Source organism: Streptomyces sp. NPDC004647, assembly GCF_040609575.1.
GTDB lineage: Bacteria > Actinomycetota > Actinomycetes > Streptomycetales > Streptomycetaceae > Streptomyces.
Genome location: NZ_JBEXKU010000079.1, coordinates 1 through 26459 on the forward strand (window position 1 = coordinate 1; position 26459 = coordinate 26459).

The following is a 26459-nucleotide window of genomic DNA, read 5'->3' on the forward strand; positions in this document are numbered from 1 at the left end:
TCGCCGCCCGACAGCGTGCCCGACGGCCGGTCGAGCGAGAGGTAGCCCAGGCCGATCTCCACGAACGAGTCGAGGGTGTGCTGCAGCGCGGCGAGCAGCGGCGCCACCGACGGCTCGTCCAGGCCGCGGACCCATTCGGCCAGGTCGCTGATCTGCATCGCGCACGCATCGGCGATGTTGATCTTGCCGATCCGCGACGACCGGGCCGCCTCGCTGAGCCGGCTGCCATCGCACTCGGGACAGTCGGTGAAGGTGACCGCCCGGTCCACGAACGCCCGGATATGCGGCTGCATCGCCTCCCGGTCCTTGGAGAGGAACGACTTCTGAATCTTGGGGATCAGCCCCTCGTAGGTGAGGTTCACGCCCTCGACCTTCACCTTGGTCGGCTCCCGGTGGAGGAAGTCGTGCAGCTCGGACTCGGTGTAGTCGCGGATCGGCTTGTCCGAGTCGAGGAAGCCCGACCCGGTGAAGAGCCGCACCATCCAGCCGTCCACGGTGTAGCCGGGGATGGTGATCGCGCCCTCGGCGAGCGATTTGCTCTCGTCGTAGAGCTGGGTCAGGCCGATGTCGGTCACACTGCCCATGCCCTCGCAGCGCGGGCAGGCGCCGGCGGGCAGGTTGAAGCTGTAGTGGAACGACGGCCCGGCACTCGGCTCGCCGAGCCGGCTGAAGACGATCCGCAGCATCGCGTTGGCGTCGGTGGCGGTGCCGACCGTGGAGCGGGAGTTGGCGCCCATCCGCTCCTGGTCGACGATGATCGCCGTTGTCAGCCCCTCCAGCAGGTCGACCTCGGGCCGCGCCAGCGTCGGCATGAAACCCTGGACGAAGGCGCTGTAGGTCTCGTTGATCAGCCGCTGCGACTCCGCGGCGATCGTGCCGAAGACCAGAGAGCTCTTGCCCGAGCCGGAGACGCCGGTGAACACCGTCAGCCGGCGCTTCGGGATCTCGACGCTGACGTCCTTGAGGTTGTTCTCGCGCGCGCCCTGCACGCGGATCAGATCGTGGCTGTCGGCAGCGACGTGCAGCGCAGGCGACTGCGTGTCCGTCCTCTTGGCCATGCTCATCGTGTCTCCATCAATTAGGCGGGCCGCCTGGCTCGATAACCAGCTTCGAGCAGTACGTGTGGTTACGGTGCGGGAGAAATCACCTGGCGCGGTGGCCGCTTGAGGAGGCGACATGAAGTACGGCGTCGCAGGGCTCGAGCGTTGCGGCGTCAAGCGGGAAGTATCCCTGTTCAGGGCGGACGTCTGTGCGGGCATGCAGTGCAGTGGCGCCGAGGGCCCCGCGGAGCCGGTTCGCGTCGAAGAAGGCGCATTCGTGTGTCGCCTGTTGCACGGCGTCCCTCACCGCTGCCGGTCGCTCCAGCGCTCATCGTGGTCGAGGAGCCGCTCCAGGTCCGCGTGGCCATGGAGAAACGAGTCTGGGCCGAGATGCTCGGTCAGGTAGCCGTGAAGGTGCTGCAGGTAGCGGCGGGAGCTGGGTGCGCTGGTCGTCTCCAGGGGCGCATCGAAGCCGTAGAACGCCAGCCGCTCGGCCGCCGGACGGCCGTGGTTGTACGCGCGCATCCAGGCCACGAGCTCGCGAATGGCGTCCAGTTGGCCGAGGCCGTGGCTGAAGCTCTCGGCCATGGCCTGATTGAGTGTCCCGGCTTCGCCGCGGACAAACGCGTCAAACTGCAGCGCAGCGATCTGATCGGACTCCACCGCTATCGACCGAAAGCCGTGCTCGACAAGCACCTGGAAGATTCGGTTGCGCAGGTATGGAAAGACCGGCTCGCCATGTGTCGGCTCACCGAGTGCCAGCGGTTTCGGCGGCGAGTCACGAGCCTCGATGAGGGAGGACAGCGCCGCGGTGAGCTCGCGACCATCGTCGAGAGCAAACGACCCATAGACGGCTGCGGTTATCGGAGAAGTCGAAGCCATGACCTCTACCGTATCGTTGAACCACCCGTGTAAACTTGATGGCTGGATATGCGAGCAATTGGGGCATGAACCTTCAAACTGCTGTACAGGTCGCAGGTGAGCGCTACCGCCCTGTGCACCTCGCCCGGGAACATGGGATCTCCACCCAAGCGGTACGCAACTACGAGCGCGACGGCCTGCTCCCGCCAGCCGAACGCACCCCCAGCGGCTACCGCAGCTACTCGTCCGTACACATCCACGCCCTTCGCGCCTACCTAGCGCTCATCCCCGCACACGGCTACGCGACCAGCGGTCAGATCATGCACGCGGCCAACCGTGGCGATCTGGGTACCGCACTACGAGCGGTCGACCGCAGCCATGCCCAACTGCTCCGCGACCGCGAAACGCTCGACGCCGTCGAAGCTACCGTCGACGCGCTCGGCCGGTCCCCAGCCGCCGATCCCCCCGACCGCCCCCTCTCGATCGGCCACCTCGCTCACCGACTCGGCGTCTCGCCGGCGACCCTAAGAAAGTGGGAACGCGCCGGGATTCTCATGCCTGAACGCGACCCACATACCCGCCACCGCCACTACACCGCAGGCGACGTCCGCGACGCCGAACTCGCCCACATGCTCAGACGCGGTGGTTACCTACTGGGCCACATCACCATGGTCATGCACCAGGTCCGCAGCGTCGGCGGCCCCGAGCCACTCGCCCTCTCACTCAACGATTGGCGACAACGACTCGCCGACCGCGGACGAGCCATGCTCACCGCTGCCGGAAAGCTTGCTGAGTACCTCCGCGTGCTGGACAACGCGCGACACGGCGACGCGTGAACCACGTCTCGCACAGAACCGGAAACGGCCCGGGCTCGATCAGGGGTCGGTTGGTTCGCCGCTCGTTAACGGCACCCCAGGAGGGTAGGACCCTGCGAATGGCTCGCTCATCCCGATCAACAAGGCAGGGAGTTGCTCAGAGGGGACCCGAGGTCTTGGTGGATTCGTGGTTGGTCTCGGCCGACGTTGTCCGCTGTTCACCATCGGTGTGGGGGCCGTAGTCGGGCAGAGAAATGTCTCCGGCTTTGGCGAACTGTGCGGCGAGTAGCTTCCGCATCGGCCAGCGGTTCATCGAGCGCATCGAGAACTCCCGCAACCGGATGGCGAGCGCGCTGGAGGGCGCGTATCCCGAGGCGCCGCCGGGTGGCAATTGCTGGGCTTGGCCGACGTAGGGGCGCATGACGCGCTCGTAGTTCGGGAAGGCGGTGCGGTGGTCACCGTCGGCGGAGGCGAGTTCACCCGCGAGCACGTAGGCGCCGACCAGGGCCAGGCTGGTGCCCAGGCCGGTGAGCGGTGTCGGGCAGTAGCCGGCGTCGCCGAGTAGCACCACCCGGCCGCGAGACCAGTGGTCGAGGCGTACTTGGCCCATGGAGTCGAAGAAGAAGTCGGATGCCGTGCGCATCGCTCTCAGCAGGCGGGGGACCTCCCATCCGGCGTCGGCGAAGTGTCGAGCCACGATGCCCTGCTGTGCGGCGTTATCGCGGCGGTCGTAGGTGATCGGTGCCGAGCGGAAGCTCAGACCGGCCTTGACTTCGCCGGCGAGACGGCCTGGCCGGGCCGAGGCGACGAGCCCGCGGGGTGCGTTGTACATCTGATACCAGCCGTCGAGGTCCATGTCCTCGGTGGCGGTGAACCACGCGGTGTAGAGGTTCAGAGGGCGGACGCAGTCCGATTCCGGTCCGAAGGCCAGGGCACGCACGATGGAGTGCAGCCCGTCCGCACCGACGACCATCCCGAATCGGCGTGGGGTTTCTTTCTCGAAGGTGACGGTCACTCCGTCGTCGTCCTGCTCGAGCCCGGTGATGGTGTCGTCGAAGAGATACTCGGTGTCCGGCAGGGTGGCGTCGTGCAGCAGGCGTGCAAGGTCACCGCGCAGTATCTCGATCTCGGAGACGATTCCTTCGCCCTCGAAGCTGTCTGCCGGCATCCGGGCTGTGATGCGGCCGGAGGCATTGACGAGCGCAAGGCCGCGCTGGTTGACGCGTACCGCCTGCGCGCGGTCCATCAGGCCCATTTGCGTGACCACGGCCCGGGCAGCGCCCCGTAGATCCACGGTCTGGCCTCCCGGCCTGGGTGTTGGTGCGCGCTCGACGACCGTGACGGTGAACCCCGCCGTGCGTAGCCAGTACGCCAGCGCGAGGCCGGCGATGCCGGCACCGGAGACGAGTATGTCGGTGTTACGCATGACATGGAATGTACGGTGTACGCAGGCACTCAGGCAAGCGTACGGGCGCTGTTTGATAGGCAGTTCGAGCGCACAGTGCACTAGTGCGTAGCGTCTCGGACCGCCCGGGCGGGCACACCGGGAGACGGCGCCTCGGCGTGACGCTAGGGTGTTAGCGCATTCAGGTGCACTAGTGCAGGGGGCCGTGAATGAACGGGCGGGGCGCACCGCGCTACAGCCGGATCGCCGACGAACTGCGGCAGCGAATCGAGACGGGAGAGCTGGCACCGGGCGACCGAGTGCCCTCAACCCGCGAGATCACCCAGCAGTGGGGGGTCGCGATGGCGACCGCGACCAAAGTGCTCACCGAGCTCCGCCACCAGGGCCTGGTCCACGCGGTTCCCGGCGTCGGGACAGTCGTGAAAGACAGGAGTCGGCCCGTACGCACCGGCCGGCCCACCGCCGCGGCGCGCCGGGACACACCCACCACCTCGGCCGTGTCCATCCAGCGAAAGAGCGCCGCGGACCAGGCACTCACGCTTGAACGGATCGTTGCTGCGGCCGTCGCGGTCGCCGACGCGGAGGGAGTGGCGGCAGTCTCGATGCGCCGGGTCGCCGCCGATCTGGGGGTGGCGACCATGTCGCTGTACCGGCATGTGGCCGACAAGGACGACCTGCTGACGCAGATGATGGACGCGGCCTTTCGTCAGTGGTCGTTCCCGGAAAACCCGCCGGAGGGCTGGCGGGACCGGCTCGCGCTCGCCGGTCGGACGCTGTGGGAGATGTTCCGCCGCCACCCGTGGCTTGCCCCGGCTCTGTCGTTGACCCGGCCGCAGGCGATTGCCGGCGCCCTGCCCTTCACTGAGTGGGTTCTCACCGCCTTGGACGGCTGCGACCTCGATCTCTCGACTGCCTTCACCGTGCACCTCACGCTGTTCAACTACGTTCGCGGGACTGCCGTCAACATCGAGATGGAGGCGGAGGCGGAGGCACTCAGCGGCCTGAACAACGAGGAGTGGATGGACACTCAGGAACCCGCCCTCCAGGCGATCCTGGCCACGGGGCCGTTCCCGAGACTCACGCTGCTCACCACGGCGGGATACGGCCTCAACCTCGACGACTTGTTCGAGTTCGGCTTGCAGCGTCTCCTTGACGGCATGGCAGTACTCGTCGAAGAAACGGCCCGACCAGCCGCAGCTCGTCCGGATCCATGACCGTCATGGAGCCGATCCGACCGCACGGTTCGCGGTCGGCTCCCCGGCCTCCGGGCCGATCGTGCTGCGGGGGCCTGGGCACCATGGTGGCGGCTCGGGTAGCAGCTGAAGATCAGCCTCGCTGCCCGGATCTCGCTCGGCCGAATGGGACGCCCCGACGAAGTCGCCGCCGCAGCCGTCTTCCTCCCCTCGGACCCGGAGCTCCTTCACCACCGGAACCGAACTGTCCCTCGACGGCGGCCTCGCCCAGGTCTGAGCGCGCCCATGGGGCGCTCGGCCGCGTAGCGGGCGGGGGCGGTGGACATGACCGCGCTCCTCGCGCAAGCCGACGGCCAAGCCCGGTGCGGGGCTCCCGGAACGAACTGACTGTCCCAGCCGTGCGGGAAAGCGCACCGTTCGCGGTGGTGACAGCAACACCCCGAACAGGGGGCTGCGCGGCTGTTCTGCTCATCACCGCCTCCGTACCTTACTGGCATGTACCAGCGGACGTCGTCCAAGGGGGCCCTGGCCATCGCACTCGCTGCGCTGCCGGAATGCTCGCCGACTGCCGCAGTCCCGGCTTCCCGAGCCGATGCGCATCCCGTCGCGTCGGTCGTACGCGCGAGGCAAGAGCACGGCTGCCCAGCACGGTCATCCATCTGTCCGGTCCACGACGTCCCTGAGCCGTGCCCCAAATCGACAGGCCTCGCTGGACGCTGCAGCCCCTGGCGGGGGCTCTCGGGAGGCGCCCAGAGCGGGAACTGAAGCCCACCGAACGGAGAACGGCATCATGCCTTCGGCATCCTCCATCACATCAACCACCAGCAACTACTTAGCCTTCATCGCGGACTCCGAGGAGCACATAAGGGCTGCTCAGAGGCTGCGGTACAAGGTCTTCGGCGAGGAGATGGGCGCAACTCTCCACACGCCCCTGCCCGGCCACGACATCGACCCGTACGACGATCTCGTGGACCACCTGATCGTCACCGACACCATGACCGACGAAGTGGTCGGCACCTACCGACTGCTGCCGCCCGGACGCGCCGAACGGTCCTACTCGGACAGCGAGTTCGACTTGCGGGCGCTCGACGAACTGCGCCCGTCCATGATCGAGGCCGGTCGTTCCTGCGTGCATCCGGACCACCGTTCGGGTGCGGTGATCAACCTCATGTGGTCCGCACTCGCCCGCTACCTCCTGCTTTCTGGCCACCGCTATCTGGCCGGCTGCGCCTCCGTCCCCCTGGACGACGGCGGTCAGGCCGCGTCCAGCGCTTGGCTGCTCGGCACGTCCAAGCACGCCTCGCCACCCGAGCTGCGGGTGCACCCCCGCCACCCGTGGATGCCCACCGAGCTCATGGCGGTACGCCCCAGCTACGCCGACCTGCCGCCGCTGCTGCGCGGCTACCTCCGGCTCGGTGCGTGGATATGCGGTGCGCCCACGCACGACCCCGAGTTCGACGTCGCCGACTTCTTCGTCCTGCTGGACATGGACCGGCTGAGCGACCGGTACCGCCGCTATTTCCTCGGGGAGACCCGATGAACCCCTGGGCCGTGGAATCACTGTGCACCCCGGCCTGCGCCACCGATGCGGCACCGCGGGTCTCGCTCGGTGAAAGGGTCCGCCGCTACGCCTCGTTGACATGCGCACTCAGCCGGGGTGTGTCGGTGGGTGGGCGACTGGCCGAACCCGGGGTGCTGCGCACCCGGGCCCGAGCCGTTCTGAGGGCCCTAGGAGTACGGCTGGAGGCCGGCACCGAGCCGTTGAGGGTGCCCGGATGCGCGGGTGGCACCGGCACCCTGATCGTCGCCAACCACATCTCCTGGCTCGACGTCATCTCCCTGCTCGCCGTCGAGCCTGTGGCTCTTCTCGCGAAGCGAGAAGTGGGACGGTGGCCGGTCATCGGCACGCTGGCACGGCGCTCAGGCACCCGATTCATCGACCGTGACAGGGTGCGCGAACTGCCCAAGGTGATCGAGAGCTTGGCATCGATGCTGCACGCCGGCCGGTCTGTCATGGTCTTCCCTCAGGCGACGACCTGGTGTTCCGTGTCCGGTGGTCGGTTTCGGCGGGCCACTTTCCAAGCGGCGGTCGAGGCGGGCGCGCCCGTACGGCCGGTGACGATCGACTACTACCAGAACGGCACCCCCAGTACGGTGGCCGGCTTCCTTGGCGATGAGGACTTCGGAGCCTCGCTGCGCCGGGTTGTCGGCGCCGGCGGCCTGGCCGCGCGTGTCACGGCACACCGCCCCTTGTTCGGAGCCGACCGGCGGACGCTGGCCGCGGAAGCGCGAGCGGCCGTATCGGTCTCGGAGCTGCCCGCCCATGCTTGAGTTGTTCGACCGGCTGGTTGAGCTGTTGCAGAGCAGTTTGGACTCACCCTGGCTCTGGCTCATCGTCCTGCTGGTGGCCGGCCTGGACGCCCTGCTGCCGTTCATGCCGAGCGAGACGACCGTCGTCACCGTGGCGGTGCTGCTCGGCTCGGACCTGCCGCGGCTGGGGGTGCTCGTTGTCGTCGCCGCGGTCGGCGCTGTGTGGGGCGACTGCCTCAGCTACGGCGTGGGCCGGTGGTTCGGGCCGAAGGCGGTGAACCGGCTGATGCGCGGGGAGAAGGGCAGGGAGCGGTATCGGTGGGGCCGGAAGATGGTCGACCGGCACGCCGCGACACTGGTGGTCGCGGCCCGTTTTCTGCCGGGCGGACGGGTTGTGTCCGGCATATCCACCGGGAGCCTGGGCTTCCCGTTTCACCGCTTCGTCGTCCTGGACGTGGTCGGGGCGAGCATCTGGGCGGTCAGCAGCACGGCCATCGGCTTCATCGGCGGGGCGAGTTTCAGTGACGATCCGGCCAAGGGGCTGCTGCTGGCCTTCGCCCTGGCCCTGGTTGTCGTCGGGGTGGTCGACACGACACGCAGACTGCATGCGCGACGGTCGTACGGCGCGTCGGCCGTGCGCGGCACGGGCCGGATGGAACCCGCTGTCGAACCCATTGTGGAACCGGTGGTGGACGCCGACTGCGGCTGAGTCCGCTGGTGCGCTGGAGGACTCTATGGGTGGTGTGGCGTGCGGGCCTGTGCGAGGGACCCGATCCACGTGCTCACGGCTCTGTCCAAGGACGTCGCCCAGGTGTCGAGGAGGTTGTGGCCCGCCGCGGCCGATGCGTGGGTGGGGTCGCCGAGGACGCCGTTGGGAGTTACGGCGCGGAGGCCTGAGCGGCGGAGGGAGGGCATGAGGTCGGCGAGGGGGCGGGTGGTGCCGGGTTCGGCTCGGTCCGTGCGTACGGTGTCGGGGCGCAGAGTGAGCATGGCCGAGGTTTCCCGATGGCCGGCGTGGCTGTCGGCCGGGTCGCCGGTGGGGAGCCACGCCAGTACGTTGCGGCCCTCGGCGCACAGTCGGGCTGTGGCGCGGTGCAGGGGCTCGGCGTTGCCGCCGTGGGCGCAGACCAGGATGACTCCCGCGAAGGCGTCGGCGGAGCGGACGAGTTCGATGAGCAGCATTTCCAGGGCGGTCCGGCCGATGGAAAGTGTGCCGGGGAAGTGGGCGTGTTCGCCGCTGGAGCCGTAGGACACAGGCGGGGCCAGGACCACGGAGGGGCGCGTCATGGCCAGGCGTTCGCAGAGGGCGACGGCGATGTCGGTGTCGACCGTGAAGGGAAGGTGCGGGCCGTGTTGTTCGGTCGCGCCGAGGGGGACGGCCAGGTGGCTGTGCGCGGCGACGGTGGCAATGTCGGGCCATGGGGTGGAGTCGAGGCGCAGTGTGGGCCGGGTGTGGCTGGTCCCGTGGGACTTCATGCGGTGGTTCCTCGGGGGCGTCGGGGCGTCATGTTGTGGGGCCGTCCTGGCAGCGGAGGATGCCGTCCTTGCCGGGCCAGTCGGTGAGGTCGGGGAGGAACGGGGCGACAGTGCGTTCGCGGAGGGCGCCCCACCAGACACCCGCGCCATACGCGAAGTCGTCCATGGCGCGGGCGGCTACCCAGCGAGGCAGGTCCAACGGTGGACGCATGCGCAGCCAGTCCGCGACATGTCGGCCGTACGCGGCCGCCAGGAGCAGACGGCTCGTTCTGCCAGCGGCCAGCAGCGGGAGGGTCACTGGCCACCAGGTACGGGTCGCCGCGTCCGCCAGTGCGCGGCCCGCGCCCCAGTGCCCCAGGGAGGCCAGGCGTAGCGCCTCCGTGGCCGGGACGCCGACCGCTTGCAATTTGCGGGGCAGGAGCGCGGCGGTCGAGCCTGCGATGAGGAGGGCCGACCGGGGGTGGGCGGCGGCGAGTGCCGTCCAGGCCAGGGCACTCCAGACCGACACCTTGACGGGTGCGACGGCCCCTCCGTGGCGGAGGGCCAGCGGGGCGGCGGATGTGCCGTAGTCGAAGCGCTGCCCGGCCCAGTCGCGCCAGCGGGAGCGCGGGGTGTGCCGGACTGTGGCGGTGGGCTCGTAGCGGACCTGACCGCCCGTCGCCGCCAGCCGCCAGACCAGATCCACGTCCTCGCCGAACCGCATGCGTTCATCGAACCCGCCGAGTGCCCGCAGCGCCGAGGTGCGCACGACCAGGGCCGCGGACGGTACGTAACTGACGCGGCTGCCCGGGCGGACCGGACCCGCCGTGGTGCCCATGTCGAGGGATGAGCGTACCGATTCGTAACGTTCGAGGAGGGTGCGGCCGGGGGTGCTGCGCACCCGGGGGGCCACGGCGAGCACGTCCGGGTCCTCGAAGTGCCGCAGCAGTGGCTCGAGCCAGTCCGAGTCCGGCTCCACGTCCGCATCGAGGAAGGCGATGAGAGGAGTGGTGGCCGCGGTCCACCCGGTGTTGCGGGCGGCGGCGGGGCCCCGGGGGCGGCCATGGCGGACGGTGGCTTCGGGCAAGGGGCGGAGCGAGCCGTCGTCGACCACGATGGTGGCCGACAACTCGTCGAGACGGGGGAGCAGCCGGCGTACCGCTGCGGCGTGATCGCGGACCGGGACGACGGCGGTGACGTCCCGGCGGGTGAAGGACCCCGTGGCGTACCGGGGGTGAGCGAAGCCCGCTCGTACGAGGCGGGAGGCCAGACGCCGGTGGTGGGGAGACGCGGAGACCGGCTCGCCGGCCAGCCAGCCCGCGACGAGCCGGGCGCCCTCGCGCGACAGCCGCAGTACGCGGTACGGGGAGCCGCCGAGCAACACCCGGCCGCCGGCCAGGACACGGTTGTGCACGTCCGCGATCAGCCGTGGCCCGGGCCGTCCGGAGGGGCCGACGTCGTCCGCTGTCCGCCGCCGCGACGGGTGCCCGGGTGCCGTGGCGCCGTCTGCCGCACCGTCTCGCCCATGCCCGTTCTCGGATGTCATGCGGCAAACCCTCCGTCGGCATGCAGGACGGTGCCGGTGACCGCTGAGGAGCGTTCGTCGCACAGCCAGCAAACGGCGGCGGCTACCTCTTCGGGGGTCAGCAGGCGGTCCGTGAGGTGGTCCAGGGCGAACTCCTGGGTTCCGGGGAGGCCGTAGAGGGCCGCGCTCGCGTCGAGCATGGGGGTACGCGTCGAACCTGGGGATACGGCCGTGGCGTTGACGCCGGTGCCGCGGAGATCCGTGGCCAGCCCGCGGATCAGGCCCACGACGGCGGACTTGGCGGCGCCGTAGCCCGCCAGGTGCCACAGGCCGCGGTGGGCTGCGGCCGATGCCAGGGCGACGAACCGGCCGGAGCGGGGTGTGGGCCTGGCCAGCAGCGCGGGAACCGCCGCCCGTGCCAGGTTGACGACACCGCGCACGCCGGTCTCGAACAGGGCGTCCCAGTCGGCGTCGTCGGTCTCCCACAGGGGCTTGCCGCCCGCCATCAAGGCGGCGGCCGCGACGGCGGCGTCCAGGCCGCCGAACTCGTCGTGAGCCACGTCGACCGCCGCGCGCAGCAAGGTCATGTCGCGTACGTCACCGACGACGGGACGTATGCTGCCGGGCCATGCGTCGGCGAGGGCGAAGAGCTCCTCTTTGCTGCCGAGGGGGTAGCCGAGCCCCGGCTCATCGGCGCAGATGTCGAGGGCGACCACGCGCCAGCCCGTGGCCGCCAGTTGGCGTACGACGGCAGCGCCGATACCACGGGCGGCGCCGGTCACCAGGGCGACTCTCGCGGGCGTGGCGGCGTCGCTCATGAGGTCTCTTCCTCGAGGCAGCCGTGCCCCCGCAGCTCGGCGAGGAGCGCGTCGGCGGCCGCGGCCGGGCTGCTGGGCTCGATGAGTCGGGGTGGGGTGCGCTGGGCGCCCGCTCCGGTCAGCATGCGCAGCCGTTCGCGCGGGTCGGATCCCGTGGGCACGGGCACGGCGCGAGGGCGCGGGCGATACGGGTGTACGGGACCGGCCTGCACCCGGACGGGGGGGACGGGAACGGTCAGGACGGGGATGGCGGTGGTACGTGAGGCGAGAACGGCGGGAAGGGCGGCGCGGCGCAGTCGTACATCGGTCGGTTCGACCGAGCAGACGGCGGGCAGCGGGACGACGATCCGCTCACGAGCGCCGCGGTCGACCCGGCGGATCGCCTCCAACCTGCCCAACTCACCGGATTCGCCGGACTCGGCGGACTCTCCGCGCATCGCGGACAGTTCGATGAGGCCGAGGGCCTGTGCGGCGTGGAGCCGGGCGGCCAGATGGGCCGGTACGGAGCCCGTGCCGTGCTCCAGCGGTCTGTCACCGCACAGGACGAGGTGCGGCAGACCGCTCGTACCGGTGGACAGCGAAGGGCCGGGCGCCGCAAAGCCGGGCAGGGCGCGAAACGCGGCATCCAGGCTGTGCGCGGTCGCCGCAGGGTCCTCGGCGCTGCCCTCGGGGGTTCCGCCCGTGCTCCTTTCGATGCGCAGGGCCGCGTCCGCGCCCGCCGCCAGTGCCTCCCGCAGCATGGACTCGGCCGTGGGCGGGCCCACGGTGACCGCGAGGCAGCGTCCGCCGAGTACCTCGGCGATCCGCAGGGCGTGTTCCAGCGCAGCCAGGTCGGCGGGGCTCGCACCGGCCGCGAGGGGATCGGTGCTCGCCAGGCCGGAGAGCGGGTCGACCGGGGCCTGCGGTTCGGACCCGAGCAGTGCGGCCACGATGAGGGGACGAGGGTGTGTACGGGGATACTCCGTCATCGGCCTCACCCCCGCCGGAACGCGACGCCGTGGCCGCCGTCCGGATATGTCCAGGTCAGCGCACCCTCGGTCGAGCACACCTGGTAGCAGGTGCCGCACTCGAAGCACTGCTCGTAGTTGAAGAGGATCCCGCCGTCGGACGTCGGTACGAAGAGATCGGCCGGGCAGGAGTGCACACAGGCGCGCGTGGTGCAGGAACGGCAGGCGTCGGAGTCGACGGTGATGTGCGGGCGTTGCGCGACCCGGAATTCCACCGTGGACATCCGGTCCGCGAACGACTCCCCGCCGTACGACGGAAGCGGCTGGTCGGTGCTCATCCGAAGGACCTCAATCCGGTGAGTACGTCGGACAGTGCATGGCGCAGGCCGACGCCGTGCCGCCGGGCCGTGCGGCGCAGGATGTGGCGCAGTCCGGGCTTGGGGCGCGGGTTGTCGACCTGGAACAGGTCCTGGAGGAGATCGCAGGCCAGGCCCGGGTAGGCCCGCTGCACCCGGTCGGAGAAGACCAGGCCCGGTACCCTGCGCAGCTTGCGGTGGTCGGCCAGGACGAAGGAGTCTTCGAGCATGCGCCGATAGCCGGCCAGGCCGCGGCGTGAGGTGTCGCGGGTGCTGATCGCGGACGCCGCGGCGCGGCCCGCGTACATTCCGGCGCCCAGCGCGTAGTTGACGCCCTCCAGCCAGATCCCAGCGGCCAGGCACATATGGGCGGCGTCCCCGGCGACGAGGATGCCGTCGCCGGCGAGCTCGGGCATCGTGTCGTAACCGCCCTCGGGGATGAGGTGGGCCGCGTACTCCTTCACCTCGGCCCCGTGCACCAGCGGTGCAACGGCCGGATGGGCCTTCAGCCCCGCGAGTACCTCCTCGGGGCGGGTGCCGGAGCGAGCCAGGCCCGGGAGGTCCAGTACCACGCCGACCGCGACCGTATCGAGGTTGGTGTAGAGGAACCCGCCGCCCGGAATGCCGCGTGTGCAGCCCAGGATCTCGAGGTCCAGGCCATCGCGCCCGGTGAGCTGGAACCGCTCCTCGATGACCTGACGGGGCAGGGCGAGGGTCTCCTTCACGCCGAGGGACAGGTGCTCGCCGCCCTTCTCCGGCACCCGGTGCAGCCCGGCCTCCTTGGCGAGGAAGGAGTTCACGCCGTCGCAGGCGATCACCACCCGGGCGGTCAGGTCTCCGTCGGGGCGGTCGGTCCGGACGCCGGTGACCTCGCCGCGCGGTCCGCGCAGCAGGCCTGTGACGACGGTGGACGGCACCAGCACGGCGCCCGCCTCCTCGGCGAGCGAGGCCAGCCAGGAGTCGAGGGCGGCCCGATGGACGGTGGCGCCGTTGTACGGCGGGCGGCCCCAGTCCTCGGTGCGCAGGTCGACCGTGAGCGCCTGGTGATCCGTCATCAGCATGGTCGATCGGCGGGTCACCCAGCGCTCCACGGGCAGGTGCTCCCACCACTCGGGCACCAGGTCGTCCAGCACCCTGCCGTAGACGACACCGCCGTAGACGTTCTTCGAGCCGGGGTAGGGCCCGCGCTCGATCAGCGCCACGGAGCGGCCGGCGCGGGAGGCTTCCAGCGCGGCGGCGCTGCCGGCGGGGCCCGCGCCCACGACGATGACGTCGAAGTCCGGGGCGGTGGCGGTGGGCGCACGGTTCGTCGGTTCACTCATGGGCGGCGCTTTCCAGTCGTGCGCACAGTTCGCCGAGTACGGCCGGTGCGTCCGCGACGATGGCCAGGTCGGCCATGGCCGACATCGGGCAGTGCGGGTCGGTGTTGACGCTGATGACCAGGCGCGGTGTGCCAAGGCCGCCGGTGTGCTGTCCGGCGCCGGACACGCCGAAGGCGATGTAGACGTCCGGGTCGACGGCCACGCCCGTGGTGCCGATCTGCCGCTCGTGCTCCAGCCATCCTGCGTCGGTGACGACACGGGTCGCGCCGACCGAAGCGCCCAGCGCGGCGGCCACGCGGTGCAGCAGCCCCACGGCGTCGGGGCTGCCGAGGCCGGCGCCGGCGCCGAGGATGCGCGAGGCGTCGGCGAGAGCGGTTCCGGTGGGTCCGGGGTCCAGGACTTCGAGGACTCGGGGATCAGGGATGTCCGTAGGCCAGTCGGGGGTGAGTTCGGTGGGAACGAGTCCCGTGGGGCATTCGGCGGCGGACGCGGACCCGTGACCCGAGGGAGACTCCACCCCCCGCACCGCGGCCACCAGCGTGGCCACGAACGCCTGTTGGACCGTGACCCGCGTTTGGGCCCGCCCCTCCCGCCGGGAGACCACCGCACCGTCCGGCAGCACCTCGACCGCACCCGCGAGCAGCGGCCGGTGCAAGGCATGGGCGAGCCGGGGCGCCAGTTCCCGGCCGTCGGCCGAGGCGGGCAGGACCAGGGCGTGCACTCTGGCGAGGTGCGGGGCGAGCGCTGCGGCCGTCGTCCCCGGTCCCGGGCGGAGCCCGCGGGGGAATTCGGCCGTCCACGCCCGGCCGGCCGGTGCGAGCCCGGACAGTGCCGCCCGGGTGCCGTCGCCGACGAGCAGCACCGCACCGCCCGCCTCGGCCACGGCCTCGTCGGTGCCGGGCGGCACCGCCCCGTCCCGAACCCGCACCACGGCGAGCGACGGGAGCCTGAGGTCCTGGCCATGGGCGGTCACAGTGCCGACCCCGCCCGGTGACCCTCGATGACCGCGGCGTGCGCGCGGCGCGGGGTCAGGCAGTCGCCGGCCCGCTCCACGGGAAACGGCGCGGTCTTCACGTCATGCCACAACGCGTCCTCGGGGGCTTGATGGACGGCGCAGACCACCCAGTCCCAGCGTTCTTGCACGGTCTCTCCTGTGGTGTGGGTGAGGACGTCCAGCAGTACCCCGTATCCGCCGTCCGGCTCGGGCGCCGCGGAGAGAACGACGCGGTCGGTGGCCAGGCCGATGCCCTTGGCGTGGGCGCGCATTGTGAAGGTCTCCAAGTCCAGGGTGACGCCGAGGTCCTGTCCGACGACCATGCCGGGGGAGCAGATGCGAACCCGGCATCCGCGGTCGGCGAGCAGTTCGGCGACGGACGTGGCCTGGTGGAAGCCGAGTTCGTCCACGACGAGGACCTCGCCGGTCGGGTCGGCTCGGCCTTCGAGTACATCCCTGACGTCCACCACCCGGGGCAAGCCCCCCGCCCAGTAAGGAGATTGGGGGCGGGCTCCACAGGCGAGGACGACGGCGTCGGGGGACTCGGCCCGCAGCAGGTCCGCGGTCGCCTCGGTGCCGGTACGGATCTCCACACCGAGGCGGCGGCACTCGGCCAGCAGATTGCGTACGACGTCCAGGAACTCGGCGCGCCCGGGTGCACCGGCCGCTACGGTGACTTGGCCACCGGTGGCCGCGGCCCGCTCGTACAGCGTGACCCGGAGGCCGCGGCGCGCTGCAGTGGCTGCGGCCTGCAGACCGGCCGGTCCGCCGCCGACGACGAGGACACGGCGGGGGCGGCGCGGTGCGGCGACAACGACGGGCTCGCGCCCGGCCTTCGGGGTGCCCGAGCGCCTCGCGGGCGGGGCGGAAAGGGCCTCGCGTCCCGCATACGGATTCTCGATGCAGCCCAGCCAGCGGTTCTGGCCCATCCGGCCCACGCACTCCTGGTTGCAGGACAGACAGGTGCGGATGTGTGCTGTGTGCCCGCTGCGGGCCTTGGCGAGAAGGTCGGGATCGGCGATCTGACCGCGCACCATGCCGACGAGGTCACAGTGGCCCTCGGCCAGGGCACGTTCGGCCTGCACCGGGTCCTTCACGCGACCGACGCCGACCACCGGGAGGCGTACGGCGCGCCGGATGGCATTCGGAATGAACAGGCCGTACCCGGGCGGCACGGCCATCGACGCCTCGATCATGTAGAGCGTCGAGGTGGCCACGCCGATCGAGGTGTTGATGTAGTCGACCCTCCCGGTGGCCTCGACGAGCCGGGCGGTCTCGACGGCCTCTCCGAGCGTAATTCCCCCCTCGATCAGCTCGTCGCCGCACAGCCGCACGCCGAGCGCCCGGCCGGGGCCAATGGCCTCCCGGACCGCGTCGATGACCCGCAGCAGCAGCCGGGCGCGGCGCTCCAGGGTGCCGCCGTAGCCGTCGGTGCGCCGGTTGGTGGCGGGGGAAAGGAAGCCCCGCACGATGGAGGAGTGCGAGCACTGCAGTTCCACCCCGTCGAAGCCGCCCTCGGCGCAATGCCGCGCGACAGTGGCGTAGCCGGCGACGATCTCGTCGATCTCGGCGGCCGACACCGCCTTCGGCACCTCGCGGAAGAGCGGGTCGGGCACGGGCGAGGGCGCCCACACCGGCAGCCTCGAATACATGCCGGAGGCCTGGCCGCCGTTGTGGTTGAGCTGGGCGAGAATTGGCACACCGTGGGCGTGCACGGCCTCGGTGATGCGCCGGTAGCCAGGTACCACCTCGGGGCGGAAGCCGTGGATGAGTTTCTCGTACGGCCAGTCGCCGGGGTGCGTCGAGTGCTCCTCTGTGATGATCAGGCCCGTGCCGCCGGAGGCCCGCGCCGCGTAGTAGGCGGCGTGCTGCTCACTGGGCAGGCCGTTTTCGGCGTAGTTGGTCAAGTGGGCAGAGAAAACTGCCCGGTTGGCCACCGTCAGTGGGCCGATCCGCAAGGGCGAGAAGAGATAGCGATGGCTGGTCATCGCGCGGCTCCGGCGACGGGTGTGCGCTCGTGGCTGTGCCCGGGGGCGTGGCCGTACGGTGCTGCGCCTGCCCCGGCGACAGCCAGCGCCGCGCGCCGTCCCTCGAGCACCGCTTCGTACACCGTCCTCGGCGCTACGCAGTCCCCGGCCCGCAGCTCGCCGGGCAGCGTCTCGTCCGGGAGCCGGTGGCCGCAGTGCACAACCGCGGCACACGGCAACTCCCTCTTCTCACCGGTCAATACATGCTCGATGACGACCGCGCCCGGCGTCACCCGCCGCAGTACGGACTGCTTGTGCAGGATCGCACCGACCTGCTGCAACCGGCGGTTGGCGTCCGCGAGGTCGCCGGTGAGGGAGAGCTGGGTGCCGACGACCGGGTCCTGCGTCACCAGTGCGGCGGTACGGCCCAGGGCGGCCAGCGCCTCGGCGACGCCCACCCCGACGGCGTCCCCGACCGGGTCGTTGACCAGGACCGGTCCATCGCCGAGCCGGTCCACCGTGGCGAGCCGGTCGGTGAGAAGATCCGCCGCTTCGACCACGACGCCGCCGGCCTCCACGGCGTACTCGCGGGGGCCCGGCACGGATCCGGTGGCGAGCAGGACGGTACGGCCCGCCGTATGGGCGGCGGCCACCGCCGCGGGAGTGACCTCGGTACCCGTGCTGACCGTGACGCCCAGCCGGCGTACCTCCGCCTCCAGCCAGTCGGCCAGCGCCGAGAGCCGGGCACGCGCGCCGGTGGCCGCCGCGGTGCGCAGCGCACCGCCGAGCCCGGCGCCGCGCTCGGCCACCTCGACCCGGTGCCCCCGCCCGGCCAGTACCCGGGCCGCTTCCAGGCCTGCGGGCCCACCGCCGACCACCAGCACGTCCAAGGCCGTGCCGTCCTCGCCGTCCGTCGGCGCGTCCTGCGTCTCGTAGCCGCTGCGCGGCTCCGCGATACAACTGACCACCGGATTGCGGTTGTCCCGCACCCGGCACCGCTGATTGCACAGCACACAGGGCCGGATGCGTGCCCCGAGCCCCGCCCGCCGGAGCGCGACCAACCGCGGTTCCGCGATCTGCGCGCGGGTCATCTCGACCAGGCAGGCGGCCCCTGAGTCCAGCGCCTGCTGTGCCTGGGCCGGATCGACGACGGATCCCTGCAGGACCACACGGGTCTTGCCCGCGACCGTCTCCCTGACCGTAAATGCGAGGTCCCTGTTGAAGCCGGGCTCGGTGTGCAGGTCGGGCCGGTACGCGGAGGTGTTCATCGCGGAGCCGCGCACCACGGCCACGTAGTCGAGCATCGGGGCGAGTCCGGCAGCGACTTCGGCGGCGTGTTCCGGGGTGATGCCGGCCCAGGGCGCCAACTCGTCGCAGGACAGCCGGAGCCCCACGATGTGGCCGGTGCCGATCTCGGCGCGTACGGCGGTGACGACCTCGCGCACGAGGAGGACGCGGTCGGTGCCGTACCCGTCCTCGCGGAGGTTGGTGAGGCCGGAGAGAAACTGGCGCAGCAGACTGTACGCGCCCGCGTCCAGCTCCACGCCGTCCAGCCCTGCCGCCACGGCCTGACCGGCCGCGGTGACGAACGCGTCGCGGAGCTGCGCTATATCCGGCTCCTCCAGCTCCATCGGCAGCTCGCGGGAGGCAACGTCGGGTACCCGGGACGGGGCCCACAGCGCGGACTGGGAATACGCGGACGAGCCCTGGGAACCGGCATGGCCCAGGCCTGCGACGACCAGCGAGCCGTGGGCCTGGCAGGCGGTGGCCGTCGCGGCCCAGCCCGGCGCGCAGTCCGCGGCCAGCGGGGCGCGCTCGTACGGCCAGTCGGACGCGTGGACGCTCGCCGTCTCGGTCACGATCAGCCCGGCGCCGCCCGCGGCCCGGCGCTCGTAGTACGCAACATGGCGCTCGGAGATCGCCCGCCGCCGGGCCAGATTGGTCTCGTGCGGCCCGAAGACGACCCGGCTGGGCGCGAGCCGTCCGGCCAGCTCCACAGGATCCGTCAGACCGATCGGCCCGGTCGGTCGCCGGGCCTTGCTCGCCCGCGCGGACGCGACGGGCTCGGCCGCGGGCTTGCTCATTCCTCGCCGCCGGTTCCAGCAGCCGTGAAGCCCGCCAATGGACTCGCGTCACAGGCGCGGTCCACCGGCGTCACCGGCCCGGCGCCGCCCCGTGCGTGGAAGCCCTCCGGCGCACGCCCGATGCTCACCGGGACCGCACCGCCGGCGCGTGCGCGAGGGCGGGTCCGGTGCGAATGGTCCGGGGCGGGGCGGGGCGCCGCCCCCGCGGCGACTCCGGCCAGTGCTCGCTCGCCGTAGCCCTGTACGCACTCGGGGTCCGGGCCGTCCAGCGGGAGTCCGGTGAAGAACTTCGCAGCCATGCAGCCGCCCCGGCACGCGTCGAAGGCAGCACAGGACGTGCAGGCGCCGGCGCTCTGCGGGCTGCGCAGCTCTGCGAAGAGCTCCGACTCCCGCCAAACCCGGTCGAAGCCGCCGGGTGAGCGCACATTGCCGGCGAGGAACTGCTCATGGATGGCGAACGGGCAGGCGTAGACGTCCCCGACGGGGTCGATCAGGCAGACCACGCGGCCGGCGCCGCACAGGTTCAGGCCGGGGAGCGGGGTCGGGCCGAGCGCATTGAGGTGGAAGAACGAGTCGCCGGTCAGCACGTTCTCGCCGTGGGCGACCAGCCAGTCGTAGAGTTCTCGCTGTTGCTCCGGGGTCGGGTGCAGCTCGTCCCAGACGTCGGCGCCGCGCCCGGAGGGCCGCAGGCGGGTCAGCCGTAGCTGCGCGCCGTACTCATCGGCGAGGGCGGCGAAGGCATCGAGCTGCACCATATTCTGCCGGGTCATCACGACGCTCAGCTTGACCTCGCGCTTGCCTGCGGCCGCGAGCCTGCGCAGGGCGCCGATCGCGGTGTCGTACGAACCCGGCCCGCGCACCGCGTCGTTGACCTCGGCGGTCGCCCCGTCCAGGGAGACCTGTACGTCGACGTAGTCGCTCGCCGCGAGACGGCGTGCCCGTTCCTCGGTGATCCGCACGCCGTTGGTGGAGAACTTCACGCCGACCTGGTGCTCGGTGGCGTAGTCGACGAGCTCCCAGAAGTCCGGCCGTACGGTCGGCTCGCCGCCGCCGATGTTCACGTAGAAGACCTGCATGCGCTGCAACTCGTCGATGACGGACTTGCATTCGTCCGTGGACAGCTCGCGCGGATCGCGGCGTCCCGACGAGGACAGGCAGTGCACGCAGGAGAGATTGCAGGCGTACGTCAGCTCCCAGGTCAAGCAGATCGGGGCCGTCAGACCTTGCTGGAATCGGTCGACGAGCTTCATGCCGGGACACCCCCGCGTGGTTCGATCGTGCCCGTGTCACAGAGCGAGGCGAGCGCTGCGAGAAGGGAGCCGTGGCGTTCGGGGTGCACACCGGCCGCGTCGAGGGCGGCGTGGACATCGCGATGGTGCTCCAGCCGGCGGACCACCTCGACCAGTTCGAGGCTCTTGAGGAAGCTCAGCCGCCGGGTGCTGAAGTCGTAGGCCAGCGCCCCGAAGGGTTCGGGGCGCAGCGCCACGCTCGGGGAACACCGGTACGGCAGACCGGGACAGAACACGGTTACCGACTCCTCGGGCTCAGTACACGCCGCACATTCCGTCGATGGAGACTTCCTCGACGAGCAGTTCGTCCTCGATGAGCAGTTCCTCCTCCGCGGCATCGGCCGCGGTCTCCACATCGGTCTCGGACATGGCAACTCCTTCCTTCGCCGCATGGCGTACCGATCGTCGCAGAAGAGGAGGAGAAATCCACCCCTAAACATTTAGGGGTGGGCGGAGCGCTCGCCACGCCCTTTCGGACGCTAGAAAAGCCGGGGGGCCTGTCGCTCCCGACAGTCTGTGAACTCATTCCGGGAGGGCCCATGGGCCGGGTTTCAGGAAAAGTCGCCGTCATTACCGGAGCGGCTCGCGGGCAGGGCCGCAGCCATGCCGTGCGGCTGGCCGAAGAAGGCGCCGACATCATCGCCATCGACCTGTGCGAGGACATATCCGTCGTCGAGTATCCGATGGCGGGGGGCGCCGAACTGGAGGAGACCGCACGGCTGGTGGAGAAGGCCGGCCGCAAGGTGGTGACCAAGGTGGCCGACGTCCGGGACCGCGACGCGCTGCGGGCCGCCATCGACGACGGCGTCGCCGAACTGGGCGGGCTGGACATCGTGGTGCCCAACGCGGGCATCCTGCCGATCGGCCCCGGGCGGCCCATCGAGGCGTTCACCGCCACCGCCGACATCAACCTCGGCGGGGTGCTGAACACCGTGCACGCCGCGATTCCGCACCTCAGCGAGGGTGGATCGATCATTGTCATCGGCTCGATGACCGGCCTCCAGCCCGGCCATGCCGATGTGTCACCCGCGGGGCCGGGCTTCGCCGGCTATCGCTTCGCCAAGCACACCCTGGTCGAGTACGTGAACACGCTCTCCCAGCTGCTGGCGCCGGTCGGCACGCGGGTGAACGCCGTGCATCCGACGAATGTCGATACGCACATGCTGCTCAACGACGGGGTGTACCGCACCTTCCGGCCCGATCTGGAGAACCCCTCCCGCGAGGACGTGGACCCGGTGTTCACGGAAATCCAGTCGATGAAGATTCCGTTCGTCAATGCATCCGACGTTTCGCACGCGGTCGTCTATCTGGCCTCCGACGAGTCCCGTTATGTGACCGGCCTGCATCTGAAGGTCGACGCAGGGGCGACTGTAAAACAGGGTCTGTAGAAATTATCGGTAGGGGGAGTTAGGGGTGTGGGCCGCCGGTCCTGACTCCCTACCGTGGCAGCAGTCCCAATCGGTCTTGTTTCACACATCACGGCAGGAGAGCGGCCTTGGGAACCCCTGAGTACCCGACACCCGAAGATTCCGGGAACGCTTCTGGCGGCGAACTCATTCACGGCCTGCTGGACGAGACAGTGGCCACCGCGCCGGATGCCCGGGCCGTTCGTGACGAGGCGGGCGAGTGGACGTACCGTCAGCTGGACGCCCACAGCCACGCCTTCGCGGCCTGGCTGGAGCGGCAGGGCATCGGGCGTGGTGACCGCATTGTCGTCAAGCTGCAGACCACCCGCGAGCTCGCGGCGATGTTCTATGGCGCGGCCCGGCGCGGAGCGGCCTTCGTCCCGCTCAACCCGGCGATGCGCCCGTTCCACTTGAGCGCGGTACTCAGCAGTGCCGAACCTGGCCTCGTCATTGGCGACACGCCCGGCCGGCAGGATCTGAAGCCCCTCACCACCGCCCCCGTGCACGACATGGCCGAGGTGTGGGCCGAGGTCGTCGACCTCGCGGAGCGCGGCGAGCGCGCCACGCCGGTGCCGGTGCGGCCGGACGACATCGCGACCCTCATCTACACCTCCGGCAGCACCGCCGCCCCCAAGGCCGTGATCTGCCCGCACGCCCAGGTCACCTTCGCCGGCCGCATGCTGGTGAAGGCCCTCGGCTACCGCTCGGACGACGTGGTCTTCTGCCGCTTCCCGATGTCGTGGGACTACGGCCTCTACAAGGTCCTGATGACGTGCATCAGCGGCAGCGAGATCGTTCTCGCCGACGGCGGGTCCGACCTGCTGATGCTGCGCCGCATGCGGGAGACCGGGGCGACCGTGGTGCCCCTGGTGCCTTCGCTCGCCACCATGCTGGTGAGGCTCTGCCGGCGCGATGGGGAACGCATGCCCCCGGTGCGGCTGTTCACCAACACCGGCGCCGCGCTTCCCCAGTCCACCATCGACACGCTGCGCGAGTACTTCCCCGACGCGCGGGTCGTACGCCAGTACGGGCAAACGGAGGCGAAGCGGATCACGGTGATGCCGCCCGAGGAGGACCGGGAGCGCCCCGGTGCCGTCGGGCTGCCGCTGCCCGGCACCGAGGTGCTGATCCTGGACGAGGAGGGGCGGCCGGTGCCCTCCGGCACGGTCGGCGAGATCGTGGCCGTCGGCCCGCACGTCATGCCCGGTTACTGGCGCAACCCCGAGGTGACCGCCCGCACTTTCCGCCGAGACGAGGACACCGGCCGGACCCGGCTGCACACCGGCGACTACGGGCATCTCGACGACGACGGCTACCTCTACTTCCAGGGCCGCCGCGACGACATGTTCAAGCGCAAGGGCTTCCGGATGTCCACCGTCGAGATCGAGGCGGCGGCCATGGACATCCCCGGCGTACGGGCGGCGGCCGCGCTCCCGCCGAGCGACCCGCACGACCTCGCGCTGTTCGTGGAGAGCGACCTGGAAGCGCGCTCGGTGCTCAAGGAGCTCGCGCAGCGCCTGGAGCCCGCGAAGGTCCCGGCCGTCTGCAAGGTCCTGGCCGACTTCCCGCTCACCGCGCACGGCAAGAACGCGCGCAAAGAACTCGCACAGCTGCTTGAGGAGAGTGCCCAGTGACCGCGAACACCCCGTTGCTGGAGAAGCTCGCGGCCGAGTACGGCACCCCGCTGTACGTCTACGACCTGGACGGGGTGGACGCCGCCCGCCGGGACCTCTTCGGGGCCCTGCCCGAGTCGTTCGACGTGTTCTACGCCTTCAAGGCCAACCCGCACGTCGAACTCGTACGGGCGCTGCGTACCGGCGAAGGCCCGGCGTGCAAGGCCGAGATCAGCTCGACCGGCGAGCTGGCCGCCGCACTCGAAGCGGGCTACCCGGGCACCGACATCCTCTACACCGGCCCCGGCAAGACCCGCGGCGAGCTGGCCCGGGCCATCGTGGACGGGGTGCGCCTGTTCTCCGCCGAATCCCTCTCGGACCTCACGCACATCGGAGAAGCGGCACTCGCGCACGGCGTGACCGCCGACGCCCTGCTGCGCATCAACAGCGCCACGGCCGGCGCGAGCACCAGCATCCGGATGACCGGTACGCCCACCCAGTTCGGTATCGACAGCGAAACCGTCGCCGAGATCGCCGCGCAGCTGCGCGACGTGCCGGGGGTGACCGTCGCGGGGCTGCATCTGTTCTCGCAGAGCAACGCGCGCGACGAGAAGGCGCTGATCGGGGAGTTCCTGCGCAGCATCGACGTGGCTGCCGCCATGCAGGAGGACTTGGGCGTACGACTGCGGATGATGGACATCGGCGGCGGCTTCTCCGTTCCGTACGCGCAAGCCGGCGCGCGCGCCCAGTACCCCGGGCTGCGCGCGGCGCTGGAGGAGAAGCTGGACACGACCTTCCCCGGCTGGCGTCAGGGCGAGCCCCGGGTCGCGGTGGAGTCCGGCCGCTATCTGGTCGGCGACAGCGGCACGTTGCTCGCCGGAGTCAGCAACGTGAAGGTCAGCCGGGGCCGGAAGTTCGTCATCCTCGACGCGGGCATCAACACCTTCGGCGGCATGTCGGGGCTCGGCAGGCTGCTGCCCGTCTCCGTGGTCGTCGACACCGACGGCGCCGGACGGGCCACCGAGAAGGCCAGCCTGGTCGGCCCGCTGTGCACACCCGGCGACATCCTGGGCCGCGAGATCGAGGTGCCCGAGACCGCCGACGGCGATGTCCTGACCATCCCCAACACCGGTGCGTACGGGCCCACCGCCAGCCTGCTGATGTTCCTGGGCCGACCCGCGCCGACCGAGGCCGTGGTCCGCGGTGACGAGGTGCTGCATGTCTCCCGTATCGAGCACATACGGACGCCCGTATGAACCGGGCGCTCACCGCACCCCCGGTCCGCGCCGCCGCGGCGGTCCGGCCCGCCAAGGGAACCGTCGTCGTCACCACGGGTGCCTCCGACTCCCATACCTGGAATCTGGTCTTTCTGCAGCTGCTCATCGAAGAACTCGGGTATCACGTGGTGAATCTCGGCCCATGCGTGCCGGACGAACTGGTGGTCTCCCGCTGCGCTGAGATCCGCCCCGAAATGATTGTCTTTAGCAGCGTCAACGGGCACGGCTGCCAGGACGGGCTGCGCGTCATCAAACGTCTGCGGGAAACACCGGAACTCGCCGGCACGCCGGCCGTTATCGGCGGGAAGCTCGGCACCACGGGCAGCGAAGGCTCTTCGTACTCACAGGAACTGACAGCCGCGGGATTCGACGCGGTATTCGAGGACGGCGCCGACCCCTTCACGGCTTTCCCCTCCCTGCTGAACGGACTTCTCGGCACGGCACCGCGGGAACTCGCAACATGACCGGTCAGTATCTGGAATCGGCGGACCAGTACCCGGTTGACTTCGGGGAATTCGTCCGCAGGGCAGGCGGCTCCGGACGGCTCGTGGTCCAGCCCCGTATGGGCTTCGGCGATTCGGTGAAGATGCGCGAGGGCCTGCTCGCGACGAAGGCCGCGAACGCGACGACCGTGGGGACCATCACCCTGGACAGCTATACCCGGCTCGGCGAACTGGGAGCCGTGGAGGCGGCGCTGCGGGCCGGCAGCGACCTCAACGGCTACCCGTTGGTCAGCCACCCCATGGCCACCACGGGCAGGCTGCTGTCCGGAGTGCGCGACAGCGGCTTCCCGGTCCAGGTCAGACACGGCTCGGCGACACCGATCGACATCTTCCGGGCCCTGGTGCGGCTGCGGTTGAACGCGACCGAAGGCGGCCCCGTCTCATACTGCCTGCCCTACGGCCGCACCCCGCTCGCCGAGGCCGTGCGTAACTGGAAGGCCTGCTGCGAGCTGTTCGTCCGGCTGCGCGACATGGGCGCAGAGCCCCATCTGGAGACCTTCGGCGGTTGCATGATGGGTCAGCTGTGCCCGCCTGGACAGCTGGTGGCCATCAGCGTGCTCGAAGCGCTGTTCTTCGCGCAGCACGGCATCCGCAGCCTGTCGCTCAGCTATGCCCAGCAGACCAGCACGGAGCAGGACAGGGAAGCGGTGGCTGCGCTGCGCAGACTGAGCGCGGAGCTGCTGCCCACCGACAACTGGCACGTGGTCATCTACGCGTACATGGGCGTGTATCCCCAGTCTTTCCGCGGTGCGCACCGGCTGCTCGAACAGGCCGCGGAGCTGGCCGTCACCACCCGCAGCGAGCGGCTGATCGTGAAGACGGTCTCCGAAGCGCGGCGCATCCCCACCGTCGCCGAGAACGTCCTCGCGCTGGAGTACGCCGGGCGGACGGCGACCCGCACCCACCACGAGCCGGGCCCGGACCTGCTGCACGACTCCCGTACGTATGTGGAGGCGCGGGCGCTCGCCGAGGCCGTGCTCGATCTCGACGACGACGTGGGACAAGCGCTGACCGCCGCCTTCCGCCGCGGATACCTCGACATTCCGTACTGCCTGCACCCGGACAACGCGGGCGCCACCCGCAGCTATATCGACTCCGAAGGAAGACTCCAGTGGGCTGATACGGGCGCATTGCCGCTCGGTGCTGCTGTGGAAAAGGGCGGGGCGCGGAGCGTCACCTCCGCGGGACTCCTCGCGGATCTCTTCTACATGCGGGGAAAGTACGACGAGCCGTCGAACGACGTGAACGAATTGGTTGTAGGGGCCGATTAAGGGGTGTG

At 70.5% G+C, this 26459-nt stretch carries 24 protein-coding genes and 1 pseudogene; 10 read left to right on the top strand and 15 right to left on the bottom strand.

The window, feature by feature from the left end; all coding sequences use genetic code 11:
• Both ABZW18_RS27675 and ABZW18_RS27680 read right to left on the bottom strand, forming a co-directional pair.
• Positions 1 to 1064: pseudogene (locus tag ABZW18_RS27675) on the bottom strand (excinuclease ABC subunit UvrA); the annotation flags it as partial.
• Between the two features lie 279 nt (positions 1065 to 1343).
• Positions 1344 to 1922 (bottom strand): erythromycin esterase family protein, encoded by a 579-nt coding sequence (locus ABZW18_RS27680; RefSeq protein ID WP_356192402.1) that lies wholly within the window; start codon positions 1920 to 1922, stop codon positions 1344 to 1346.
• 65 nt (positions 1923 to 1987) lie between these two features.
• Here ABZW18_RS27680 and ABZW18_RS27685 point away from each other — a divergent pair, with 65 nt between their 5' ends.
• Positions 1988 to 2737 carry a TioE family transcriptional regulator gene (locus tag ABZW18_RS27685; RefSeq protein WP_356192405.1) on the top strand — a complete coding sequence of 250 codons (750 nt, stop codon included), beginning with the start codon at positions 1988 to 1990 and terminating at the stop codon, positions 2735 to 2737.
• 136 nt (positions 2738 to 2873) lie between these two features.
• Here the strand turns inward: ABZW18_RS27685 and ABZW18_RS27690 are convergent, their stop codons facing one another.
• On the bottom strand, positions 2874 to 4142 hold the full coding sequence (locus tag ABZW18_RS27690) for an FAD-dependent oxidoreductase (RefSeq protein ID WP_356192408.1): 1269 nt from the start codon (positions 4140 to 4142) through the stop codon (positions 2874 to 2876).
• Positions 4143 to 4330: 188 nt separating this feature from the next.
• Here ABZW18_RS27690 and ABZW18_RS27695 point away from each other — a divergent pair, with 188 nt between their 5' ends.
• The 4 genes from ABZW18_RS27695 (at position 4331) to ABZW18_RS27710 (ending at position 8333) form a co-directional block, all read left to right on the top strand.
• Positions 4331 to 5335: a TetR/AcrR family transcriptional regulator C-terminal domain-containing protein gene (locus tag ABZW18_RS27695; protein WP_356192411.1), complete on the top strand. Its 1005-nt coding sequence runs from the start codon at positions 4331 to 4333 to the stop codon at positions 5333 to 5335.
• A 769-nt stretch (positions 5336 to 6104) separates the two neighbouring features.
• Positions 6105 to 6854, top strand: coding sequence for a GNAT family N-acyltransferase (locus tag ABZW18_RS27700; RefSeq protein WP_356192414.1), 750 nt, complete (start codon positions 6105 to 6107; stop codon positions 6852 to 6854).
• The gene (locus tag ABZW18_RS27705; protein ID WP_356192417.1) at positions 6851 to 7645 is read left to right on the top strand and encodes a lysophospholipid acyltransferase family protein; all 795 of its coding nucleotides are present in this window, start codon (positions 6851 to 6853) and stop codon (positions 7643 to 7645) included. The genes ABZW18_RS27700 and ABZW18_RS27705 overlap by 4 nt, the downstream gene beginning before the upstream one ends.
• Entirely contained in the window at positions 7638 to 8333 is a 696-nt protein-coding gene (locus tag ABZW18_RS27710) for a DedA family protein (protein WP_356192420.1), read from the top strand. The genes ABZW18_RS27705 and ABZW18_RS27710 overlap by 8 nt, the downstream gene beginning before the upstream one ends.
• Positions 8334 to 8356: 23 nt before the next feature.
• On the opposite strand, the gene mftE is transcribed toward ABZW18_RS27710, so the two are convergent.
• The 12 genes from mftE to mftA are packed head-to-tail and all read right to left on the bottom strand — an operon-like array spanning position 8357 to position 20750.
• A complete protein-coding gene (mftE, locus tag ABZW18_RS27715) occupies positions 8357 to 9100 on the bottom strand; it encodes a mycofactocin biosynthesis peptidyl-dipeptidase MftE (RefSeq protein WP_356192423.1) in 744 nt (247 codons plus the stop codon).
• A 28-nt stretch (positions 9101 to 9128) separates the two neighbouring features.
• The gene (mftF, locus tag ABZW18_RS27720) at positions 9129 to 10625 is read right to left on the bottom strand and encodes a mycofactocin biosynthesis glycosyltransferase MftF (protein WP_356192426.1); all 1497 of its coding nucleotides are present in this window, start codon (positions 10623 to 10625) and stop codon (positions 9129 to 9131) included.
• Positions 10622 to 11422, bottom strand: a complete 801-nt coding sequence (locus tag ABZW18_RS27725; RefSeq protein WP_356192429.1) for a mycofactocin-coupled SDR family oxidoreductase — start codon at positions 11420 to 11422, stop codon at positions 10622 to 10624. The genes mftF and ABZW18_RS27725 overlap by 4 nt, the downstream gene beginning before the upstream one ends.
• Entirely contained in the window at positions 11419 to 12390 is a 972-nt protein-coding gene (locus tag ABZW18_RS27730; RefSeq protein WP_356192432.1) for a mycofactocin-associated electron transfer flavoprotein beta subunit, read from the bottom strand. Before ABZW18_RS27730 ends, ABZW18_RS27725 begins: the two co-directional genes overlap by 4 nt.
• A 5-nt stretch (positions 12391 to 12395) precedes the next feature.
• Positions 12396 to 12707, bottom strand: a complete 312-nt coding sequence (locus tag ABZW18_RS27735) for a 4Fe-4S dicluster domain-containing protein (protein ID WP_356192435.1) — start codon at positions 12705 to 12707, stop codon at positions 12396 to 12398.
• Complete coding sequence (locus tag ABZW18_RS27740; RefSeq protein ID WP_356192438.1) at positions 12704 to 14047, bottom strand: FAD-dependent oxidoreductase; 1344 nt, start codon at positions 14045 to 14047, stop codon at positions 12704 to 12706. Before ABZW18_RS27740 ends, ABZW18_RS27735 begins: the two co-directional genes overlap by 4 nt.
• Entirely contained in the window at positions 14040 to 15020 is a 981-nt protein-coding gene (locus ABZW18_RS27745) for a mycofactocin-associated electron transfer flavoprotein alpha subunit (RefSeq protein ID WP_356192441.1), read from the bottom strand. The genes ABZW18_RS27740 and ABZW18_RS27745 overlap by 8 nt, the downstream gene beginning before the upstream one ends.
• Positions 15017 to 17029, bottom strand: a complete 2013-nt coding sequence (locus tag ABZW18_RS27750) for a mycofactocin system FadH/OYE family oxidoreductase 2 (RefSeq protein ID WP_356192444.1) — start codon at positions 17027 to 17029, stop codon at positions 15017 to 15019. Before ABZW18_RS27750 ends, ABZW18_RS27745 begins: the two co-directional genes overlap by 4 nt.
• The gene (locus tag ABZW18_RS27755) at positions 17026 to 19092 is read right to left on the bottom strand and encodes a mycofactocin system FadH/OYE family oxidoreductase 1 (protein ID WP_356192446.1); all 2067 of its coding nucleotides are present in this window, start codon (positions 19090 to 19092) and stop codon (positions 17026 to 17028) included. The genes ABZW18_RS27750 and ABZW18_RS27755 overlap by 4 nt, the downstream gene beginning before the upstream one ends.
• Positions 19089 to 20342, bottom strand: a complete 1254-nt coding sequence (gene mftC, locus ABZW18_RS27760) for a mycofactocin radical SAM maturase (protein ID WP_356192449.1) — start codon at positions 20340 to 20342, stop codon at positions 19089 to 19091. The genes ABZW18_RS27755 and mftC overlap by 4 nt, the downstream gene beginning before the upstream one ends.
• Positions 20339 to 20617 carry a mycofactocin biosynthesis chaperone MftB gene (gene mftB / locus ABZW18_RS27765; RefSeq protein ID WP_356192452.1) on the bottom strand — a complete coding sequence of 93 codons (279 nt, stop codon included), beginning with the start codon at positions 20615 to 20617 and terminating at the stop codon, positions 20339 to 20341. Before mftB ends, mftC begins: the two co-directional genes overlap by 4 nt.
• A gap of 19 nt (positions 20618 to 20636) precedes the next feature.
• Positions 20637 to 20750, bottom strand: coding sequence for a mycofactocin precursor MftA (gene mftA / locus ABZW18_RS27770; RefSeq protein WP_356192455.1), 114 nt, complete (start codon positions 20748 to 20750; stop codon positions 20637 to 20639).
• Between the two features lie 170 nt (positions 20751 to 20920).
• Here mftA and ABZW18_RS27775 point away from each other — a divergent pair, with 170 nt between their 5' ends.
• The 5 genes from ABZW18_RS27775 (at position 20921) to ABZW18_RS27795 (ending at position 26451) form a co-directional block, all read left to right on the top strand.
• The gene (locus tag ABZW18_RS27775; protein WP_356192458.1) at positions 20921 to 21769 is read left to right on the top strand and encodes a mycofactocin-coupled SDR family oxidoreductase; all 849 of its coding nucleotides are present in this window, start codon (positions 20921 to 20923) and stop codon (positions 21767 to 21769) included.
• Positions 21770 to 21936: 167 nt separating this feature from the next.
• Positions 21937 to 23421: an AMP-binding protein gene (locus ABZW18_RS27780; protein WP_356192472.1), complete on the top strand. Its 1485-nt coding sequence runs from the start codon at positions 21937 to 21939 to the stop codon at positions 23419 to 23421.
• Complete coding sequence (locus tag ABZW18_RS27785) at positions 23418 to 24656, top strand: type III PLP-dependent enzyme (protein WP_356192461.1); 1239 nt, start codon at positions 23418 to 23420, stop codon at positions 24654 to 24656. The genes ABZW18_RS27780 and ABZW18_RS27785 overlap by 4 nt, the downstream gene beginning before the upstream one ends.
• Positions 24653 to 25141: a cobalamin-dependent protein gene (locus tag ABZW18_RS27790; protein ID WP_356192464.1), complete on the top strand. Its 489-nt coding sequence runs from the start codon at positions 24653 to 24655 to the stop codon at positions 25139 to 25141. The genes ABZW18_RS27785 and ABZW18_RS27790 overlap by 4 nt, the downstream gene beginning before the upstream one ends.
• Complete coding sequence (locus ABZW18_RS27795) at positions 25138 to 26451, top strand: methylaspartate mutase (RefSeq protein ID WP_356192467.1); 1314 nt, start codon at positions 25138 to 25140, stop codon at positions 26449 to 26451. The genes ABZW18_RS27790 and ABZW18_RS27795 overlap by 4 nt, the downstream gene beginning before the upstream one ends.
• Positions 26452 to 26459: the final 8 nt, after the last annotated feature.

Coding starts and splice junctions, on each gene's coding strand:
- ABZW18_RS27730 (WP_356192432.1), bottom strand. CDS start 12,390: ATGACGGAGTATCCCCGTACACACCCTCGTCCCCTCATCGTGGCCGCA.
- ABZW18_RS27705 (WP_356192417.1), top strand. CDS start 6,851: ATGAACCCCTGGGCCGTGGAATCACTGTGCACCCCGGCCTGCGCCACC.
- ABZW18_RS27690 (WP_356192408.1), bottom strand. CDS start 4,142: ATGCGTAACACCGACATACTCGTCTCCGGTGCCGGCATCGCCGGCCTC.
- ABZW18_RS27700 (WP_356192414.1), top strand. CDS start 6,105: ATGCCTTCGGCATCCTCCATCACATCAACCACCAGCAACTACTTAGCC.
- ABZW18_RS27755 (WP_356192446.1), bottom strand. CDS start 19,092: ATGAGCAAGCCCGCGGCCGAGCCCGTCGCGTCCGCGCGGGCGAGCAAG.
- ABZW18_RS27750 (WP_356192444.1), bottom strand. CDS start 17,029: ATGACCAGCCATCGCTATCTCTTCTCGCCCTTGCGGATCGGCCCACTG.
- mftC (WP_356192449.1), bottom strand. CDS start 20,342: ATGAAGCTCGTCGACCGATTCCAGCAAGGTCTGACGGCCCCGATCTGC.
- ABZW18_RS27790 (WP_356192464.1), top strand. CDS start 24,653: ATGAACCGGGCGCTCACCGCACCCCCGGTCCGCGCCGCCGCGGCGGTC.
- ABZW18_RS27680 (WP_356192402.1), bottom strand. CDS start 1,922: ATGGCTTCGACTTCTCCGATAACCGCAGCCGTCTATGGGTCGTTTGCT.
- mftF (WP_356192426.1), bottom strand. CDS start 10,625: ATGACATCCGAGAACGGGCATGGGCGAGACGGTGCGGCAGACGGCGCC.
- ABZW18_RS27735 (WP_356192435.1), bottom strand. CDS start 12,707: ATGAGCACCGACCAGCCGCTTCCGTCGTACGGCGGGGAGTCGTTCGCG.
- ABZW18_RS27795 (WP_356192467.1), top strand. CDS start 25,138: ATGACCGGTCAGTATCTGGAATCGGCGGACCAGTACCCGGTTGACTTC.
- ABZW18_RS27695 (WP_356192411.1), top strand. CDS start 4,331: ATGAACGGGCGGGGCGCACCGCGCTACAGCCGGATCGCCGACGAACTG.
- ABZW18_RS27710 (WP_356192420.1), top strand. CDS start 7,638: ATGCTTGAGTTGTTCGACCGGCTGGTTGAGCTGTTGCAGAGCAGTTTG.
- ABZW18_RS27685 (WP_356192405.1), top strand. CDS start 1,988: ATGAACCTTCAAACTGCTGTACAGGTCGCAGGTGAGCGCTACCGCCCT.
- ABZW18_RS27725 (WP_356192429.1), bottom strand. CDS start 11,422: ATGAGCGACGCCGCCACGCCCGCGAGAGTCGCCCTGGTGACCGGCGCC.
- mftE (WP_356192423.1), bottom strand. CDS start 9,100: ATGAAGTCCCACGGGACCAGCCACACCCGGCCCACACTGCGCCTCGAC.
- ABZW18_RS27740 (WP_356192438.1), bottom strand. CDS start 14,047: ATGAGTGAACCGACGAACCGTGCGCCCACCGCCACCGCCCCGGACTTC.
- mftA (WP_356192455.1), bottom strand. CDS start 20,750: ATGTCCGAGACCGATGTGGAGACCGCGGCCGATGCCGCGGAGGAGGAA.
- ABZW18_RS27775 (WP_356192458.1), top strand. CDS start 20,921: ATGGGCCGGGTTTCAGGAAAAGTCGCCGTCATTACCGGAGCGGCTCGC.